Below are 18,822 nucleotides of genomic sequence, written 5' to 3' on the forward strand. Positions count from 1 at the left end.
CGCCCCGCCCGTGCCACCACAGGCGCCCGGCCCTCGGGCTACAGCCGCGCCGCCAGTTCCGTCCCCTGCTTGATGGCGCGCTTGGCGTCCAGTTCGGCCGCCACGTCCGCGCCGCCGATGAGGTGGGCGGTCCGACCGGCGGCGACGAGGGTGTCGTAGAGGTCGCGGCGCGGTTCCTGACCGGTGCAGAGCACCACCGTGTCGACCTCCAGGACCTGGCGGACGCCGTCCACGGTGACGTGCAGCCCCGCGTCGTCGATCAGGTCGTACTGCGCGCCGGGCACCATGACGACGCCACGGTGCTTCAGCTCGGTGCGGTGGATCCAGCCGGTGGTCTTGCCGAGACCGGCGCCGACCTTGGTGGTCTTGCGCTGGAGGAGGTGGACCGAGCGCGGCGGGGCCGGGCGCTCGGGGGCGGCGAGGCCGCCGGGGGCGCGGTAGTCCATGTCGACACCCCACTGGCGGAAGTACGCCGCCGGGTCCTCGCTCGTCTTCTCCCCGCCGTCGGTCAGGTACTCGGCGACGTCGAAGCCGATGCCGCCGGCGCCCAGGACCGCGACCCGCTCGCCCACCGGGGCGCCGTCCCGCAGGACGTCCAGGTAGCCGACGACCTTGGGGTGGTCGACGCCCGGCAGGTCGGGGACGCGGGGGGTGACGCCGGTGGCGACGACGACCTCGTCGTAGGCGCCGAGGTCGTCGGCCGTGACGGGGGTGTCGAGCCGTACGTCGACGCCGTGGGCGTCGAGCTGGTGGCGGAAGTAGCGCAGGGTCTCGTCGAACTCCTGCTTGCCGGGGACCTTGCGGGCCACGTTGAGCTGGCCGCCGATCTCGCTCGCCGCGTCGAAGAGGGTGACGTCGTGGCCGCGTTCGGCGGCGCTCACGGCGCAGGCGAGGCCCGCGGGCCCGGCGCCGACGACAGCGATCCGCTTGCGCAGCCGGGTCGGCGACAGCACCAGCTCGGTCTCGTGGCAGGCGCGCGGGTTGACCAGGCAGGAGGTGATCCTGCCGCTGAAGGTGTGGTCGAGGCAGGCCTGGTTGCAGCCGATGCAGCTGTTGATGGCCTCCGGCCGGCCCTCGGCGGCCTTGTTGACGAAGTCCGGGTCGGCGAGCATCGGGCGGGCCATGGACACCATGTCGGCGTATCCCTCGGCCAGCAACTCCTCCGCCAGTTCCGGGGTGTTGATGCGGTTGGTGGTGACGAGGGGGACGGCGACCTCGCCCATGAGCTTCTTGGTGACCCAGGTGTACGCGCCGCGCGGCACGGAGGTCGCGATGGTGGGGATCCTGGCCTCGTGCCAGCCGATGCCGGTGTTGATGAGGTTGGCGCCGGCGGCCTCCACGGCCTTCGCCAGGGTGACCACCTCGCCGAGGCTAGAGCCGCCGGGCACCAGGTCGAGCATCGACAGCCGGTAGACGACGATGAAGTCCTCGCCGACCGCCTCGCGCACCCGGCGCACGATCTCCACGGGGAAGCGCATGCGGTTCTCGTACGAGCCGCCCCAGCGGTCGTCGCGGTGGTTGGTCCCGGCGGCGGTGAACTCGTTGATCAGGTAGCCCTCGGACCCCATGATCTCGACGCCGTCGTACCCGGCCCGGCGGGCCAGCCGGGCCGCCCGCGCGTAGTCCTCGATGGTCTGCTCGACCTCGGCGTCGGTGAGGGCGTGCGGCACGAACGGGCTGATCGGGGCCTGGAGGGCGCTCGGGGCGACCAGGTCGGCGTGGTAGGCGTACCGCCCGAAGTGCAGGATCTGCATCGCGATACGACCGCCCTCTCGGTGGACGGCGTCGGTGATCCCGCGGTGCTGGGCGGCCTCGGCGTCGGTGGTGAGCTTGGCGCCGCCCTCGTACGGGCGTCCGGCCTCGTTGGGCGCGATGCCGCCGGTGACGATGAGGCCCACTCCCCCGCGGGCCCGGGCCGCGTAGAACTCCGCCATCCGCTCGAAGCCGCGCTCCGCCTCCTCCAGGCCGACGTGCATGGAGCCCATGAGCACACGGTTGGGGAGCGTGGTGAAGCCCAGGTCGAGAGGGCTCAGCAGGTGGGGGTATCGGCTCATCGGGGCCTCCATGCGTGGCGTCGTCACCACGGTTGTAGACGACCCACACTGTTTGTGCAACTAGTTGCATAATGACTGAGGGCAAGGCCACACCGAGGCAGGGCCTGACGCCGCGAGGGCGGGCCCGGTGGGGGTGCGCACCAACTCGGGCACCCACGACGTCCGGCCCGCGCCCCTGCGTGCGGTGGCGGTCAGACGGTCGTCGGTCTGGTGCCGGTGACCACGTGGGCGGCTCTCTCCTCCGAGACGGCCGTACCGGCGACGAGACCGGCACCGCGGACGACCTCGACGGCGTGCGGCTCCTGGCGTTCGCTGGTCTCGACGAGCAGGGTGCCGCCGGGGGCGAGCCACCGGGGCGCCTCGGCGGCGACGCGGCGCAGGACGTCGAGGCCGTCCGTCCCGCCGTCGAGGGCGACGAGCGGCTCGTGGTCGCGGGCCTCGCCCGGCAGCAGCGCGACCTCGTCGGTGGGGACGTACGGCACGTTGGCCGCGAGGATGTCGACACGCCCCCGCAGCCCGGCGGGCAGCGCGGCGAACAGGTCGCCCTCGTGGGCGTGGCCGCCGTACGGGGCGATGTTGCGGCGGGCGCAGCGCACCGCGGCCGGGTCGATGTCGGCGGCGTGGAGTTCGACGCCGCGGAGCGACGCGGCCAGGGCGGCCCCCAGCGCTCCCGAACCACAGCACAGGTCGACGACGACCGAGGCGTGGGGGACGGCGGCGAGGGCCCGCTCGACGAGGAACTCGGTGCGGCGGCGGGGGACGAACACACCGGGGTCGACGGCGATGCGCAGGCCGGCGAACTCGGCCCAGCCGAGGACGACTTCGAGGGGGACGCCGGAGACGCGGCGGTCGACCATGGCGGTGACGTCGTCCGGGGTCCGTGCGGTGGCGAGGATCAACTGCGCCTCTTCTTCGGCGAAGACGCAGCCCGCGGCGCGCAGGGCCGTGACGACGGAGGCGGTGGTGAGAGGTGGCATGACAGCCGAGAGCCTTTCGGTGGGCCGAAGGGCGCTCCTGCGGTGGCCTATTGGCCGTTCACCGCGCGGTGTTGAGGTGAGAGCACCCGACCTGACACAGCGGTAATGGGTCTCACCTCCTCGGTCCCGTGGCGACTGGCCCGGTTACCCTACCCCATGGTCACGACGGGTCGTCCGCAGCGCCGCACCCCCACGCGCCCGGTGCCTCGACCGCCTCCGTCACACGGCGACGCGCTCCTGCCCCGCCTCCACGGCGGGCACTCGGGCCGCCATGAACCGGGTCGTGCGGCGCAGCCGGAAGCCGAGGGACTCGTAGAGGCGGATGGCGTGGGTGTTGGTCGCGGCGGTGTGCAGGAACGGGGTCTCTCCCCGTTCGCGGATGCCGTGGGCGACGGCGTGGATCAGCCGGGTGGCGAGCCCCTCGCCCCGGAAGGCCGGGTCGGTGCAGACCGCGCTGATCTCGGTCCAGCCCGGCGGGTGCAGCCGCTCGCCAGCCATCGCGATCAGCGCGCCGTCCCGGCGGATGCCGAGATAGGTGCCGAGTTCGACGGTGCGGGGCAGGAAGGGGCCGGGCTGGGTGCGTTCCACGAGGTCGAGCATCTCGGGCACGTCGGCCGGGCCGAGCGGTACGGCCTCGGCGTCCGGGGCGGCGGCGATCCCGTCGTCCACGAACTGGACGCCCTCCAGGTCGAAGGTGACCTCCCAGTCGGCCGGGAAGCTCCCGCTGTAGGCGGGGACCGCGACCTCCGTGCCGGGGCCGGCCAGGGCGGCCAGGTCGGCCCAGTCGTGGGCGTCGGGGTGGTGGGGCAGGGCGAGCCACGGCGAGACGTCGACGGGGTAGCGCAACACCCGGCCGGACCGCTCGGCGAAGTGGGCGTGCGGCCCGGTGAGGGAGGCGAGGGCGGGGTTGTCGAGGACGTGCGGCGCGGTGTCCGCGCCCCTGAGGTCGCTCGCGTACTCGGTCATGCGCTCTCCGTTCTCCTCCGGTGCCATACGGTCACCGGCGCGTTCAGGGGACCGGGCCGGCCAACAGTGGCAAGGGGGATCACGGAGCCGCTATTCCCGGCGCGGAGAAAGAGTTCATACGGCCGCAGTGATCACGGCCCGCCCCGATGATCGAGCACCCGCGCCGGACACGTACCGTTGTATGGCCCAGCTGTCACCGCCGCCGTCATGTAGGACTCGTATGAACGTCACCCGAGGGTTCACCGGGCGCCCCCGCGCCGGCAATCCGGGGCTGCCGCCCGGACAGTACGACGCGGGCGACGACTGGCCGGTGCTGTCCGCCGAGGTCACGCCCGCCCTGTCGCCCGCCGACTGGACGTTCCGGATCGACGGGCTCGTGGCGCGGCCGCACACCTGGGACTGGGACGCGGCGCACGCGCTGCCCGGGTCGGTGTACGAGGGTGACATCCACTGCGTGACGGGCTGGTCGAAGTTCGGGGTGCGCTTCGGGGGTGTGTCGCTGGACGTGTTCCTGGACGCGGTGCGGCCCGACCCCGCCGCCACGCACGCGGTCGCGTACTCCCACAGCGGGTACACCACGAACCTGCCGCTCGCCGACCTCACCGGCGGGCGTGCCTGGATCGCCTGGGAGTACGGGGGCGAGCCGCTGGCCGCCGAGCACGGCGGCCCGGCCCGGCTGCTGGTGCCGCACCTGTACTTCTGGAAGAGCGCCAAGTGGATCGCGGGAATCCGGCTCCTCGACCACGACGAGCCCGGCTTCTGGGAGCAGAACGGCTATCACGCGCGGGGCAACCCGTGGGAGGAGCAGCGGTACTCCGGTGACTGAGACAGCGACGGCGACACAGGCCGGCCCGAGCGGCATGGCCGGCACGGCCGGGACGACCGGCACGGTCACGGCGGCCGGTGGGACGGCCGCCCCCGGGTTCACGCCGCCCACGCGGTTCGCCGTGCCCGGGCGGATCGCCGTGAGCAGCCGGGCGGCGACCCTCTGGCAGACCGCGACCTTGACGGAGATCCGGCGCGAGACGCCGCGGGTCGCCACGTTCCGGTTCGCGGTACCGGGCTGGGCGGGACACCTGCCGGGCCAGCATCTGATGCTGCGGCTGACCGCCGGGGACGGATACCGGGCCCAGCGCCACTACTCGCTGGCGTCACCGCCGGACGACACCGGGCACATCGAGCTGACCCTGGACCACGTGGAGGACGGCGAGGTCTCCGGTTGGTTCCACACCGAGGCCCGACCCGGCGACGTGGTGGAGGTGCGGGGCCCGCTCAGCGGTTTCTTCGCCTGGCCCGGCGACCGGCCCGCGCTGCTGCTCGGCGCCGGCTCGGGCGTCGTACCGCTGATGTCGATGATCCGCCACCACCGGCTGCGGGGCCTCGACGTGCCACTGCGGCTGCTGGTGTCCGCGCGCGGACCCGAGGAGCTGATCTACGCGCGGGAGTACGGCACGGAGACGACGCCCGTGTTCACCCGCCGGGCGCCCGAGGGTGCGCCGGTGGGCAGGCTGTCGGCGGCCCACGTGGCACCGCTGCTGGCCGAGCGGCCGCCGGGCGGCTGGGAGGCGTACGTGTGCGGCTCGAACGCGTTCGCGGAACACGCGTCACGGCTCCTGGTCGAGGCCGGTCAGCCGGTGGACCACATCCGCATCGAACGCTTCGGCTGACCCCGCGCCGCCTCCGGGCTCCCTCCACCACGGTTGTCACCCGTTCCCGGCGCCATGATTTCCGGCGCGAACGGTGCTGTCACCGCTCCTTTCGGGTACACCGGAAGTGCGGACCAGTCCTAACCGGCGTTCTCGTAACCGAGGGCCGTACCGGTGAGGGAGGGTGAGATGCGAGGCCAGGTGGTCGGGTGGCGGTGGCGGCGCAATCCACTGCGTCGGCGCTCGGACGTCGTCGAGGCGTGGACGGTGCTGATCGTCCTGATGCTGCTGGTCGTCGGCGCCCCGGCGGCCGGGTTCCTGGTGGGCCGCTGGGCCCACGGGGACGCGCGGGCGCACGCCGCGGCGCAGCGGGCCGAGCGGGACCTGGTGACCGCGGTGGTCGTGGAGAACGCCCCGGCCGCGACGCCCTCGGCGCACGGCGACAAGCCGCCCCTGCACTGGGTCCGGGCCCGCTGGACGGAACCCAACGGGGGTTCACGGACGGGTGAGGCGCGTGTCCCGGCGGGCACGAAGCGCGGCGACCGCGCCGACGTGTGGCTGGACGCGGCGGGCCGCAGTGTGCAGGCCCCGCCGACGAACACCGCCGTCTGGCAGCACGCCCTGTCCATGGGGACGTTCGCCACGGCCGGAGTCGTCGGCGTCGTGCTGGCAGGGCACTTCACCGTCCGCCGTGTCACCGTGCGGCGCCGCCTGGACGAGTGGGAGCGGGAGTGGGCGCGCACGGGCCCCGACTGGGGACACCACCGGGCCTGACGGGGCGGAGGAAGGCCGTGCCGTGAATGGAGGCCGGTTCGAAACGTTCACACAAATCCTCCCCACGCAGCAGTTGATACTTCAAGCGTCGCGCTGACATACTCCGCTCCCTCCCCCACGATTTCCGCACGCGACGTGACCACCGCAGTGGTCGAATTCCTCTGGGAACACATCCCATGACCGGTCGGCGTCACGTGTGAGACACAAAGCAGCAAAGAGGGTGCATGGTGTCCGACTCCACGGCACGGTACGGCAGTTCCGTCCCGCATCAACCTCCGTCCGAGCAGCGGGGCGACCCGTTTTCCCCCGCTCCCGCCCCGCGGGGCCCTGCCGCGGGGCGTCAGTCGATACACGCTCATCCTGAATTCCGTTCCGTGAGTGCCGCCTATCGCAGATTCGGGACGTGGGCGACGGTGCTCTCCGTCGGCGCATTTCTGTCGTACGTCGTCCTGTCGAGTTTCGCCCCCGGCGTGATGAACCAGCGATTGGCCGGACATCTGACGCTGGGCCTGGCACTCGCCCTCGCCCAGTTCGCGGTCATCGGCATGACCGCGTGGCTGTACGTGCGGCACATGCGCAAGAACGTCGACCCGGTCGTGCGGCGGCTGCGCGCCCAGGTGGAGGACCACGAGGGCGAGCAGCGTCGCCTCCCCGCCGGGCGACGGCTGCGCGCGTGGTGACGGTGTCCGCGAGCGTGGCCGACGCGTTCGGGCTGCGGCTGACCTTCGTCCTGTTCCTGTCGGTCGTGGTGGTCACCCTGTTCACGGCGCTTCTGACGGCGCCCCAACGCGACGAGATCGGCGAGTTCTACCTCGGCAACCGGGACATGTCGCCGCTGCGCAACGGCCTGGCCATGTGCGGCGACTACCTCTCGGCCGCGACCCTGCTCGGCAGCACCGGCCTGGTCGCCCTGACCGGGTACGACGGGCTGCTCTACCTCTGCGGCACGGTCGTCGCCTGGATGATGGTGCTGCTGCTCGTCGCGGAGCCGCTGCGCAACTCGGGCAGGTTCACCCTGGGTGACACCCTCGCCCGGCGCCTGCCGGGGCGGCAGCGGCCGGTGCGGCTGGCGCTGGCCGTCTGCACCCTCACCGTGTGCGCCCTGTACCTGGTGGCCCAACTGGTCGGCAGCATCGCCCTGCTGACGCAGTTCGTGGGTGAGCCGGGGCCGACCACCAGGACGATGACCGTGATCATCATCGGCTCCATCGTGACGATCTACGCGGCGATCGGCGGTATGCCGGGCGCGACCTTCATCCAGGTCGTCAAGGCCGTGATGCTCGTCGCCGGGGTCACCCTCGTCGCCGTCATGGTGTTGAACCGCTTCGACTGGAACGTCGACGCGCTGCTGTCGTCCGCGACCGCGGGCAGCGGCCTCGGCGACGCGTACCTCGAACCGGGGCTGCGCTACGGGGCCGGCCCCATCAGCAAACTGGACTTCCTCAGCCTGCAACTGGCCATCGTGCTGGGCCTCGCCGCGCTCCCCCACGTGATGATGCGGCTGCTCGCGCCCCGCCGGACCCGGGTGCTGCGCACCTCGGTGGTGTGGGCCGTGGGCCTGGTCGGGTTCGTCTGTCTGATGGCCGCCGTGCTGGGCCTCGGCGCCACCGCCGTCGTGGGCCGGGAGACCATCGAGGGCATCGACCACAAGGGCGACGCGGCCGTGCTGCTCCTCGCGGGCGAACTCGGCGGCGAGGTCCTCACGGCGATCGTCTCGGCGCTGGCGTTCGTCACCCTGCTCGCCGTCGCGGCGGGCCTCACGCTCGCCGCGGCGTCGTCGCTCGCCCACGACCTGTACGGCGAGGTCGTCCGCAAGGGGAAGGCGAAGGAGACGGAGGAACTGGGCGTCGCCAGGATCGCCGCCCTGTTCATGGGCGTCCTCGGCATGCTGTTCGCGCTGCTCGCCTGGGGCACCAACACGGCCACCCTCGCGTTCCTGGCCTTCGCGATCGCCGCGTCCGCGATCCTGCCGACCATCGTCTACAGCCTGTTCTGGCGCGGGTTCACGGCCCGGGGCGCCCTGCTCAGCCTGTACGGCGGTCTCCTGGCCTCAGTGCTGTTGGTGCTGTTCTCGCCGGTCGTCTCCTCGACCCCGAACTCCATCTACCCGGACGCCGACTTCGCGTGGTTCCCGCTGCAGAATCCGGGCATCGTCTCGATCCCGGCGGGCTTCCTGCTCGGCTGGCTGGGCTCACTCCTCGGTCCCCCGCAGGAGGAGACCGTGTACGAGGACTTCGAGGTCCGGGCGCTGATCGGCGCCGACCAGCGCTGAGCGGGCCGCCGGACGGCGGCACCGTGGCCGCCGCGGACCGCCGGGAGCCGAGGGGCTCTTGGCGGCCCGCGACCGCGCACGTACGGTGTGATCATCCGCACCGAGCACTCAAAAGGTGGTCCTTCATGGCCCTGTTCGATCTGCCGCTGGACGAGCTCCGTGGTTATCGAAGCGCTTCAACCGAGCCCGAGGACTTCGACGCCTTCTGGGCGAAGACGCTCCAGGAGTCCCGCGAGCACGACCTCGACGCGCGTTTCGAGCCGGTCGACACCCAGCTGACCACCGTCGACGTCCACGACGTGTCCTTCGCCGGCTTCGGCGGCCACCGCGTCAAGGGCTGGCTGGTGCTGCCCGCCGGGGCGACCGCGCCGCTGCCCACGGTCGTGGAGTTCATCGGGTACGGCGGCGGCCGCGGTCTGCCCCACACCCATCTGCTGTGGGCCTCGGCCGGCTACGCGCACTTCGTCATGGACACCCGCGGCCAGGGCAGCGCCTGGGGCGGGGGCGGCGACACCCCGGACCCGGTCGGCGGCGCACCCGCCTTCCCCGGCTTCATGACCCGCGGCATCGACGCCCCCGAGAACTACTACTACCGGCGCGTCTACACGGACGGCGTCCGCGCGGTGGAGGCCGCCCGCGCCCACCCGCTCACCGACGCCTCCCGCACCGCCGTCCTCGGGTCCAGCCAGGGCGGCGGCATCTCCATAGCGGTCGGCGGTCTGGTCCCCGACCTGGTCGGCGTCGCTCCCGACGTGCCGTTCCTGTGCGACTTCCCGCGCTCCACGACGATCACCGACCGGGACCCGTACCGCGAGATCGGCAAGTACCTGAAGACGCACCGCGGTCGCGCGGCGGACGTCCAGCGGACCCTCGCCTACTTCGACGGCGTGCACTTCGCCGCGCGCGGCCGGGCACCGGCCCTGTTCTCGGCGGCCCTGGAGGACCTGACGTGTCCGCCGTCCACCGTGTTCGCCGCGTTCAACGCGTGGGCCGAGGACGACAAGCAGATCGAGGTGTACGAGTTCAACGACCACGAGGGCGGCGGCCCCTACCAGGAGGCGGCCAAACTGCGCTGGCTGGCCTCGCGCCTCTGAGGAACGGCCGCCTCACCGGGCTCACCACGTCCGCGTGCCGAACGGGTACCCCTGAATGCGCCGTCCGCATCACGGGTACCCGCATGGTCGGAAGCCGCCGAAGAACGGCGATCACAACCGAAAGAGCCCCGTATGGTCATCCCGCTCAGGAAGCAGGCGGCAGATGAGCAGGGCACGGACGAGCACCTCACGCTGCGCTCCGGCGCGACCTGGGCCACAGGCGCGGCCCGCGCGGCCGATGCCCGGCGTCTGCTGCGCACCCTCCTCGCCCATTCCCTGCACACCGTCCGCACCCCCGTCCCGGCGCCCCTGGCACGGGACGCCGAACTCGTCGTCAGCGAACTGGTCACCAACGCCCTCCGGCACGCGCCCGGCCCGTGCGGGCTCGTGCTGCGGCTCAGCGAGGAGGCGCTGACCATCACCGTGTGGGACACGTCCCCCTCTCATCCCACGGTCAGGGACGGCGACCGGTACCGCGTCGGCGGCCACGGACTCCGCCTCGTCCACACGGTCAGCGACCACGTGGCGGTGACACCGCACGGCCGGGGGAAACAGATCACCGCGCATCTGCGCCTGCCCCGGCGTCCCGACATCGGCGCCGACCCCGACAGACCGGTCGCGCCGGTGCCCCTCTTCGGTGCTGCGTGAGTCCCCGCGTGCCGACCGCCGCCGACCCGGCGTGACACAGCGCCCGCCCGGCACTCGGCGACACCCCGTACAGCGTCCTCTGACCGGACGGCAGCCCGCGCTACCGCCCGGCGGCCCCGCCGCCGGGGGTGTCCGGGCGGGTGGCCACGACCATCCGGCAGCGCGGGCTGCCGTCCGGGCGCGACCCGAACTCGGGCAGGGCGAACAGCTCGACGTCGAACCCGGCCCGTGCCAGCTCGTGCCGGACGCGGCCGAGGCGGAACGGCCGGTAGTACATGACGAAGGGCGGCCGCCGGACGGCGTTGCGGACCCGCATCGCGGTGTCGAAGCCGAGGGCCGCCCAGTACCAGGGCGAGCGGGGCGGGGCGGGCGCCGGGAGCGGGAACGCGAAGCGTCCGCCCGGCCGCAGCACGGAGTGGACCTGCGCGAACAGGCCCGGCAGCTGCTGCGGGAGGAAGTGCCCGAAGGCCCCGAAGCTGACGGCCAGGTCGAACACGGGCCGGAAGGGCAGCGCGAGGGCGTCGCCGCGCACCCAGGCGAGGCGGGGAGACCCGACGGCGGCACCGTCCTCGCCGTCGTCCCCGGACCCCGCGGCGAGCCGGTCCCTGCCCACCGCCAGCATCCCGGCGCTGATGTCGACACCGGTGGCGCTCTCCCGGCACAGCCCGCGCAGCACCTCCAGGCCCGCGCCCGTGCCGCAGCACAGGTCCAGGCCGCGGTCGAAGGGGCCCATCGCGCTCAGGGCCCGTTCCACCGCGTCGAGGACGCTGTCCGGCGTGCGGAACGGGGTGTGGTCGAACTTGGGTGCGAGAAGGTCGTAGCCGTGTTCGACGGAGGACAGTGCCTGAACGGCGAGTTCGCGGAGGCTGGGGCCTTGCGGGGTGAACATCGGCTCAGCTTAGGCCTTGGCTCGGGGCAGCGGACGACGGGCGGGCTCGCCTAGGGTCGACGGCATGACTTCGTTCCGTCCTGCCCCGACCTGGCTGGCCGACGCCGTCTTCTACCAGATCTACCCGCAGTCCTTCGCCGACTCCGACGGGGACGGCGTCGGCGACTTCGCCGGCATCAGCGAGAAGCTCGACCATCTGTCCTGGCTGGGCGTCGACACCGTCTGGCTGAACCCCTGCTTCGCCTCGCCGTTCCGCGACGCCGGGTACGACGTCGCCGACTATCTGAACGCCGCCCCCCGCTACGGCTCGAACGCCGACCTGGCGCGGCTCGTGGACGAGGCCCGCCGCCGGGGTATCCGCATCCTGCTGGACCTGGTCGCGGGCCACACGTCCGTCGACCACCCCTGGTTCCGGTCGTCCGCGGACGACCCGGACGACCACCGCTACATCTGGACGGCCGAGGGCCGGCCCGACGGCTTCGTCGACTCCCCCGGCACCCGGCCGGGCGCGTACCTGCCGAACTTCTTCGACTCCCAGCCCGCCCTGAACTTCGGCTACGCCCGCGAGGACCCGGCCGAACCGTGGCGGCTGCCGGTAGACGCCGACGGCCCGCGCGCCAACCGCGCCGCCCTGCGCACGATCATGGACCACTGGCTGGGCCTCGGCGTCTCCGGCTTCCGGGTCGACATGGCGGCGTCGCTGGTGAAGGACGACCCCGGCAGGACCGAGACCGCCCGGGTGTGGACGGAGCTGCGGCACTGGCTGGACACCGCGCACCCGGACGCCGTGCTCCTGGCCGAGTGGGGCGAGCCGGAGGTGTCGATCCCGGCGGGGTTCCACGCCGACTTCTTCCTCCACTTCGGCGGCCCCGCCGACGGCCTGGCGCTGCGCTCGCTGTGGAGCAACGGCGAGGGCACCGTCCACGAGAGCTGGGACCCCCTCGACTGCTTCTTCGACGCCGGCGGCAAGGGCTCACCGCGCCCCTTCGTCGAGGCGTGGCGGCAGGCGACCACCGCCGTCGACGGCACGGGCACGATCTCCCTGCCCACCGCCAACCACGACTTCTCCCGCCTCAACTGCGGCCCCCGCACGGCGGAACAGCTCCCCGCCGCCTTCGTCTTCCAGTTGACCTGGCCGACGCTCCCGGCGATCTACTACGGCGACGAGATCGGTATGCGGTACGTGCCCGGCCTGCCCGACAAGGAGGGCAGCGTCCTCGGCCCCCGCTACAACCGGGCCGGGTCCCGCACCCCCATGCAGTGGGACGACAGTCCGAACGCGGGGTTCTCCACCGCGCCCGCCGACCGCCTCTACCTGCCGGTCGACCCGTCCCCGGACCGCCCGTCCGTCGCCGCCCAACGCGCCGACGACACCTCCCTGCTCCATCTCGTCCGCCGTCTGATCGCCCTCCGCCGCCGCACCCCCGCCCTGGGGCCAGGCGGCTCGGTGGAGGTGCTGCACCTCGGGTACCCGTTCGTGTACCTGCGCGGTGGGCGCTACCTCGTCGTGGTGAACCCGCAGCGCAACGAGGTGAGTTGCCCGTACCCGCCGGACGCAGGGCCTCGCCCGCTGGAGGCGGGGGGCGTGGAGGTCGCCGGCGGGCGGATCGCGGCGCGGGGCTTCGGCTACGGGATCTTCGAGGTCGGCGGCTGACGCCGGGGGCCGGCCGCCCGGAGCCCCGTTCCGGGCGGCCGGCCCTCGCACCCCCTCGTCGTCAGCCCGTCCGAGGGGCCGCGGGCCTCGTCGCGTTCGGCGCGGTGCCGTAGGCGGTGAGGAAGCGGTCGCGGAAGGCGTCCATGCGCCAGACGGGGGCGTCTGCGCCGGGCTCCAGGCCGTCGGACCAGCCCCAGTCGTCGATGCGGTCGAGGACCTTCGGGTCGCGGGCGACGATGGTGACCGGCACGTCGTGGTCGGCGCCGTTGCCGCTGACGCGGGCCATCGGCTGGTGGTCGCCGAGGAAGACGAGGACGGTGTTCTCGTCGCCGTACCTCTGGACGTATTCGAGGAGGCTCCGCAGGGAGTACTGGACGGACCTGCCGTACTCCTCCTTCACCTCGACGGGGTCGGTGAACACGTCCGCGGGGTCCTTGCCGGCCTTCTCGATGTCCCGGTAGACGGAGCCGTCGCCGACCTCGTCCCAGCCGACCATCCTGGGCAGCGGGGCCCAGGGCTGGTGACTGGAGGTCAGGACGATCTCCGACATCAGCGGCCTGTCGCCCTTCCTGGCGGCCTCCAGACGCTCGAAGGCGGTCAGGGCGTACTGGTCGGGCATGGTGGACCAGCTGAACTTCGGCCCGCGGTAGCCGAGGTCGCGGGAGTCGTACACCTTGTCGAAGCCGTAGAAGTCGCCCTCGGGCCAGCTGTACTGGACGCCGGGCACCACGCCGACGGTGCGCCAGGCGCCCGACCTGTGGAAGGCGCCGGGCAGGGTGAGGCGCTCGCCCGCGGTGACCGTGCGGTAGCGGTTCTGGTTGTCGATCCACAGCCCCGTCAGGAAGGTGGAGTGGCCGAGCCAGCTGCTGCCGCCGTAGGTGGCCGAGGTGAGCCAGCCGCTCCGCGCCGCGAAGCCCGCCCTGCGCAGCGCCTCGCCACGCTCGTCGAGCGTGGCCGTCACACCGGGCGCGATGGCCGGATCCTCCAGGGCGGCGCGGCCGTAGCTCTCGATGAAGGTGATCATGACGTCCTTGCCGCGCAGCCCGGTCAGCAGCCGGTCGGCGGGCACGTCGGCGAAGGCGTCCTTCCGGGCCTCCTCGGCGAACGCCGCCTCGTCCGCGAGGGTCTCCCGGGCGCGGGCCCAGCGGTCCTGCACGAACCCGATCGTGTTCCGGGAGGCGACCGGAGTGTCCTGAAGAGGTGTCAGACCGAGGGCCGCGCAGGTGATCCACACGGTGCCCGCGACGACCGTGCCCCGCATGGCCCGCTCCCGGTGCCCGACCAGGAGGTTCGCGAGCCGCACCACCGCCAGCGCCATGACGGCGAACAACACGACGACCAGGGTCACGAGGCCGGTCACGGCCGCGAGCGCGCCGGAGCGGCCGAGGGTGTCCTGCACGTACGACTCGGCGTCGTCGAGGAGCCCCCAGTCGAGGACGATGTTGAAGCCCCGGCCGAGGAATTGGTTGAAGCCGATGTCCAGCGACTTCACCACGATCAGCGCGGCCAGGCCCGCCCCGATGACGACCGCGAGCACCAGGCGCGGCCGACGCGGCAGCGCCGTCAGCAGGGCGGCACCCAGGATGGGCTCCACCGGAATCCGCAGGAACTGGCGGGCCGTGAAGTACTCGACGCTGCCCGGCATCAGCAGGGCGAAGAGCACGAGACCGGCGGCCAGCGCCGTGATCCCCCACGACACACCCCGCGCGGCGACCGGGTACCGCCGCCGCAGCTCCCGCGGGGCAGCCCGGAGCCGCCGCCACGGTCCGACCTTCCCGGCGGGCGCGTCGGTCGGCCCGGAGGGCACCTCGGCCGACGCGGGCGCCGCTGCGGCAGACGCGGGGTCGGTGTCGGCCTCCGTGTCGGTGTGGCCGGCCGTGTCGGTGTCCGGCAGTCGACCGGAGCGTGCGAAGAGCGACACCCGACGTTCCTTCCGTGCGAAGACCGCTGGTGGGACGGCGGTCCTGACTCGGGTGGGCGGGGCCGCCCCCTCCTGTACGGGGGCCCGCTCAGGTGGGTTCAACGGCCGTCGGTAAGGAAATCGCTAACGTTTGGTGACGAGAAGTGGTAGGATCAGATCGGCACGTGTGTATCGCCCGGTCCCGGGCGCCGGTGCCGTTCTCTCCGTTTCTCTCCGTTCCTGAGATCTCCTCAGCTGAACCGGCCGCCCGTCGATGTCCGACCGGCGACAGCTTCTCCGCACCACCTCGCGCAGGGCTCAGCCGTACCCGCGGGCGTGTGCCTCTCCTCCCCTTCCTCATGCATGTGCCTCTCCCAGGTAGTCCGCGAAAGGACCCCCCATGACCACCACCACACTCGAACACACTTCTCATCATCGGCAGCCTCCCACCCACGTCACCGGCGTCCTGGAGACCGTGCCGGGCGGGCAGGGGTTCCTGCGCACCGAGAACGGGCTGCCCACCGCCTCCGACACCCAGGTGCCCGCCGCGCTGATCCGCCGGTACGGGCTGCGCAAGGGCGACACCGTCGACGGCGTCCGCGAGGGCCGGCGCGTCCTCGCCGAGGTCGAGCGGATCAACGGGCGCACACCCGACGAGCTGCGCGGCCGACCGCACTTCCACGACCTCACCCCCCTGCACCCGCGCGAGCGGCTGCGGTTGGAGCACCGGGCGAGCGGGCTGACGGGCCGTCTAGTCGACCTCGTCGCCCCGGTCGGCAAGGGACAGCGCGGGCTCGTCGTGGCACCGCCGAAGACCGGCAAGACGGTGCTGCTCCAGCAGCTGGCCGCCGCGATCGCCGCCAACCACCCCGAGGCCCGTCTGATGGTGGTGCTGCTCGACGAACGGCCCGAGGAGGTGACCGACATGCGGCGCTCCGTGCGGGGCGAGGTGTACGCCTCCACCTTCGACCGGTCCCCCCGACAGCACATCGCGCTCGCCGAACTGGTCGTGGAGCGCGCCAAGCGGCTCGTCGAACAGGGCGAGGACGTCGTGATCCTGCTGGACTCCCTCACCCGGCTGTGCCGGGCCCACAACAACGCGGCCGCCGCCGGTGGCCGCACCCTCAGCGGCGGAGTCGACGCCGCCGCGCTGCACGGCCCCAAGCGGCTCTTCGGCGCCGCCCGGCTCACCGAGGAGGCCGGCTCCCTCACCATCCTCGCCACCGCCCTGGTGGACACCGGCTCGCGCGCCGACGACTTCTTCTTCGAGGAACTCAAGGGCACCGGCAACATGGAGCTGCGCCTCGACCGCGCCCTCGCCGACCGGCGGGTCTTCCCCGCCGTCGACATCACCCCGTCGGGCACCCGCCGCGAGGAACTCCTCCTGACACCGGGCGAGTTGACCACCGTACGCGGGCTGCGGCGGGCCCTGCGCCCCCGCGAGGGGCAGGCCGCTCTGGACACCCTGCTGGAGCGGCTGCGCGCCACCCCGGACAACGCGGCCTTCCTGCGGCAGGTGCAGCCCACCCTGCCCGCCGTATGACGCCACGGTGTGTGCGGCATCCGGGTGCTCGGTCCGCTCCCCCGGCCCTGGCATCGCGTTCCGCGGCGCGACCGTTCCTACGTTTGCGATATGACCATCGGATCTTCACCTCGCGCTGCTCGTTTCTCCCGTGCCGCCGTCTGCTGCTCCGTCGTCTGTGTGATGGGCGCCCTGGCGATCGCGTCGCATCCCGAGGGCGTCGGCGGCTCGGTCGAGGTGGGCGCCCAGGACGCCAAGTCCTCGCAGGAACCGGCCTCCCTGTACCGGTCGGGTACCCAGGTGAGACCACGGGCCGGGGCGCCCCGGGTTCCCCGTGACGTCTCCGCCGTGGCGTGGGTGGTGGCCGACGCCCGCAGCGGGGAGGTGCTCGCCGCGCACAACGCGCACCGCAAACTGCCTCCCGCGAGCACCCTCAAGACCCTGTTCGCCCTGACCGTGCTGCCGCGGCTGCCCGCGGGGCTCCAGCACACCGTCACGAGCAAGGAGCTCGCGGGCATCGGCGAGGGAAGCAGCCTCGTCGGCGTCCAGGAGAACCGCACCTACCGCGTGGCGGACCTGTGGCGCGGCGTCTTCCTCAGCTCGGGCAACGACGCCGTGCGCGTCCTCGCCTCCCTCAACGGCGGCTGGCGGGCCACCACCGAACAGATGCAGGACAAGGCCCGCGCCCTCGGCGCCCACGACACGCACGTCGTCTCCCCCGACGGCTACGACGCCCGCGGCCAGGTCTCGTCGGCCTTCGACCTGGCGGTGTTCGGGCGGGCCGGACTGCGCAACGCGGAGTTCGCCGGGTACTGCGCCACGGCCACGGCGAAGTTCCCCGCCAACCGCGGCTGGGGATACGGCATCCAGAACACCAACCGGCTGCTGACCGGCGCCGGGGTGGACCGCTATCCCGGCCTCATCGGCATCAAGAACGGCTACACCACCAACGCGGGCAACACCCTGGTCGCCGCCGCCGAACGGGGCGGGCGCACCCTCGTCGTCACGGTGATGCGACCGCGGTCGGGCGTCGGGTTCGCCGTCTACGAGGAGGCGCGTTCCCTGCTCGACTGGGGCTTCCGGGCCGCCGGCCGGGTCGAGCCGGTGGGCTCCCTGTTGCCGCCGCGTCCGGCGGCCGCGCCTCAGCCGCGCAGTGCGTCGTCACCGCCCGCCCGGGAGAAGGACCGGGCCACGGCTCCCGGCTGGTCGGAGGCGGGGGTGATCGCCGGAGCGGCCGCGGTCGGCGCGGCGGCCGTGGCCCTGTTCCTGCGCCTCAGGGGACGCCCCCAGCCGGGCGACTGACCGTCGGCCGGCGGACCGCCGGGCGACGGACCGAGCGGCAGCCGCAGCAGCAGACCGAGCGGACGTGACCGGGCGGCGGCGCAGCGGCCCGCGCGGCCGGGTGGGTCTGTGGAGGTCGGAGGACCGCGTGGCCCGGCAGGTCAGAAGACGGACAGGCCCGTCAGTGTGGTGAAGCGGTCCAGGGCCGCGACGCCCGCGACCGAGTTGCCCCGCTCGTCCAGGCCCGGACTCCACACGCACAGCGTGCAGCGGCCCGGGACGACGGCGATGATGCCGCCGCCCACGCCGCTCTTGCCGGGCAGGCCGACGCGGTAGGCGAAGTCGCCCGCGGCGTCGTACGTGCCGCAGGTGAGCATGATCGCGTTGATCTGCTTGGCCTGGCTGCGGGTGAGCAGCCGGGTGCCGTCGGCGCGGACGCCGTGCCGGGCGAGGAAGGTGGTGGCGAGGGCGAGGTCCGCGCAGGACGCGGTGAGGGAGCACTGGCGGAAGTACTGGTCGAGGAGGACCGGTACGGGGTTGTCGATGTTGCCGTACGACGCCATGAAGTGGCCGAGCGCGGCGTTGCGGTCACCGTGCGCGGACTCCGAGGCGGCGATCTCCGCGTCGAAGTCCAGCTCCGGGTTGCCGCTCTCCGCGCGGAGGAAGGACAGCAACGCGTCGGCCGCGTCGCCGGTGCGCGTGAGGAGGCGGTCGGTGACGACGAGGGCGCCCGCGTTGATGAACGGGTTGCGGGGGATGCCGTTCTCGTACTCCAGTTGCACCAGGGAGTTGAAGGGGTTGCCGGACGGCTCGCGGCCGACGTGCTCCCAGAGGGCGTCGCCCTCACGGGCCAGGTCGAGGGCGAGGGTGAAGACCTTGGTGATGGACTGCGTGGAGAACGGCTCCCGCCAGTCCCCCACGCCGTACACCGTGCCGTCGAGTTCCGCGACGGCCATGCCGAAGCGGCGCGGATCGCGGGCCGCGAGCGCCGGGATGTAGTCGGCGGGACGGCCGCGGCCCGGGGTCCGCTCGATCTCCTCGGCGATGCGCTCCAGGACCGGCTGGAAGGTGAGGGACGACGTCGTTGTCATGATCACCATTGTGCCTCCTTTGTACCGGTCCCGGAGCACAGCCCCAGGTCAGGA

Annotated in this window: 16 protein-coding genes; 10 read left to right on the forward strand and 6 right to left on the reverse strand. The window is 72.9% G+C overall.

Going from position 1 to position 18,822, the window contains the following annotated elements:
• Window positions 1–38: 38 nt before the first annotated feature.
• The 3 genes from GSY65_RS02245 to GSY65_RS02255 all read right to left on the reverse strand — a co-directional run bounded on the left by GSY65_RS02245 (window position 39) and on the right by GSY65_RS02255 (window position 3,997).
• Window positions 39–2,054, reverse strand: a complete 2,016-nt coding sequence (locus GSY65_RS02245) for an NADPH-dependent 2,4-dienoyl-CoA reductase (RefSeq protein ID WP_159765681.1) — start codon at window positions 2,052–2,054, stop codon at window positions 39–41.
• 191 nt (window positions 2,055–2,245) lie between these two features.
• Window positions 2,246–3,031, reverse strand: coding sequence for a putative protein N(5)-glutamine methyltransferase (locus GSY65_RS02250; RefSeq protein WP_159765682.1), 786 nt, complete (start codon window positions 3,029–3,031; stop codon window positions 2,246–2,248).
• Window positions 3,032–3,250: 219 nt separating this feature from the next.
• The gene (locus GSY65_RS02255; protein ID WP_159765683.1) at window positions 3,251–3,997 is read right to left on the reverse strand and encodes a GNAT family N-acetyltransferase; all 747 of its coding nucleotides are present in this window, start codon (window positions 3,995–3,997) and stop codon (window positions 3,251–3,253) included.
• Window positions 3,998–4,217: 220 nt separating this feature from the next.
• On the opposite strand from GSY65_RS02255, the gene GSY65_RS02260 reads away from it, so the two are divergent.
• From GSY65_RS02260 to GSY65_RS02290, 7 genes are all read left to right on the forward strand, one after another.
• Window positions 4,218–4,823: a sulfite oxidase-like oxidoreductase gene (locus GSY65_RS02260; protein ID WP_159765684.1), complete on the forward strand. Its 606-nt coding sequence runs from the start codon at window positions 4,218–4,220 to the stop codon at window positions 4,821–4,823.
• Window positions 4,824–4,857: 34 nt separating this feature from the next.
• Window positions 4,858–5,664: a ferredoxin reductase gene (locus GSY65_RS02265; RefSeq protein WP_443043284.1), complete on the forward strand. Its 807-nt coding sequence runs from the start codon at window positions 4,858–4,860 to the stop codon at window positions 5,662–5,664.
• A gap of 168 nt (window positions 5,665–5,832) precedes the next feature.
• The gene (locus GSY65_RS02270) at window positions 5,833–6,417 is read left to right on the forward strand and encodes an Rv1733c family protein (protein WP_159765685.1); all 585 of its coding nucleotides are present in this window, start codon (window positions 5,833–5,835) and stop codon (window positions 6,415–6,417) included.
• A 224-nt stretch (window positions 6,418–6,641) separates the two neighbouring features.
• On the forward strand, window positions 6,642–7,097 hold the full coding sequence (locus GSY65_RS02275) for a DUF485 domain-containing protein (protein ID WP_159765686.1): 456 nt from the start codon (window positions 6,642–6,644) through the stop codon (window positions 7,095–7,097).
• Window positions 7,091–8,689: a solute symporter family protein gene (locus GSY65_RS02280; RefSeq protein WP_159765687.1), complete on the forward strand. Its 1,599-nt coding sequence runs from the start codon at window positions 7,091–7,093 to the stop codon at window positions 8,687–8,689. Before GSY65_RS02275 ends, GSY65_RS02280 begins: the two co-directional genes overlap by 7 nt.
• Before the next feature lie 125 nt (window positions 8,690–8,814).
• The gene (locus GSY65_RS02285) at window positions 8,815–9,783 is read left to right on the forward strand and encodes an acetylxylan esterase (RefSeq protein WP_159765688.1); all 969 of its coding nucleotides are present in this window, start codon (window positions 8,815–8,817) and stop codon (window positions 9,781–9,783) included.
• Between the two features lie 132 nt (window positions 9,784–9,915).
• Window positions 9,916–10,431, forward strand: a complete 516-nt coding sequence (locus GSY65_RS02290) for an ATP-binding protein (protein ID WP_159765689.1) — start codon at window positions 9,916–9,918, stop codon at window positions 10,429–10,431.
• 100 nt (window positions 10,432–10,531) lie between these two features.
• Here the strand turns inward: GSY65_RS02290 and GSY65_RS02295 are convergent, their stop codons facing one another.
• Window positions 10,532–11,320 carry a class I SAM-dependent methyltransferase gene (locus GSY65_RS02295; protein ID WP_159765690.1) on the reverse strand — a complete coding sequence of 263 codons (789 nt, stop codon included), beginning with the start codon at window positions 11,318–11,320 and terminating at the stop codon, window positions 10,532–10,534.
• Window positions 11,321–11,384: 64 nt separating this feature from the next.
• On the opposite strand from GSY65_RS02295, the gene GSY65_RS02300 reads away from it, so the two are divergent.
• Complete coding sequence (locus GSY65_RS02300) at window positions 11,385–12,974, forward strand: alpha-amylase family glycosyl hydrolase (protein WP_159765691.1); 1,590 nt, start codon at window positions 11,385–11,387, stop codon at window positions 12,972–12,974.
• Between the two features lie 61 nt (window positions 12,975–13,035).
• On the opposite strand, the gene GSY65_RS02305 is transcribed toward GSY65_RS02300, so the two are convergent.
• Window positions 13,036–14,895, reverse strand: coding sequence for a sulfatase-like hydrolase/transferase (locus tag GSY65_RS02305; protein ID WP_159765692.1), 1,860 nt, complete (start codon window positions 14,893–14,895; stop codon window positions 13,036–13,038).
• 379 nt (window positions 14,896–15,274) lie between these two features.
• On the opposite strand from GSY65_RS02305, the gene rho reads away from it, so the two are divergent.
• Window positions 15,275–16,417 (forward strand): transcription termination factor Rho, encoded by a 1,143-nt coding sequence (gene rho / locus GSY65_RS02310; protein WP_159765693.1) that lies wholly within the window; start codon window positions 15,275–15,277, stop codon window positions 16,415–16,417.
• Window positions 16,418–16,507: 90 nt separating this feature from the next.
• Window positions 16,508–17,698 (forward strand): D-alanyl-D-alanine carboxypeptidase family protein, encoded by a 1,191-nt coding sequence (locus tag GSY65_RS02315; protein WP_159765694.1) that lies wholly within the window; start codon window positions 16,508–16,510, stop codon window positions 17,696–17,698.
• A 140-nt stretch (window positions 17,699–17,838) separates the two neighbouring features.
• Here the strand turns inward: GSY65_RS02315 and GSY65_RS02320 are convergent, their stop codons facing one another.
• Window positions 17,839–18,777, reverse strand: a complete 939-nt coding sequence (locus tag GSY65_RS02320; protein ID WP_159765695.1) for a glutaminase — start codon at window positions 18,775–18,777, stop codon at window positions 17,839–17,841.
• Window positions 18,778–18,822: the final 45 nt, after the last annotated feature.

Source organism: Streptomyces sp. HM190 (assembly GCF_009857135.1).
Classification (GTDB): domain Bacteria; phylum Actinomycetota; class Actinomycetes; order Streptomycetales; family Streptomycetaceae; genus Streptomyces; species Streptomyces heilongjiangensis.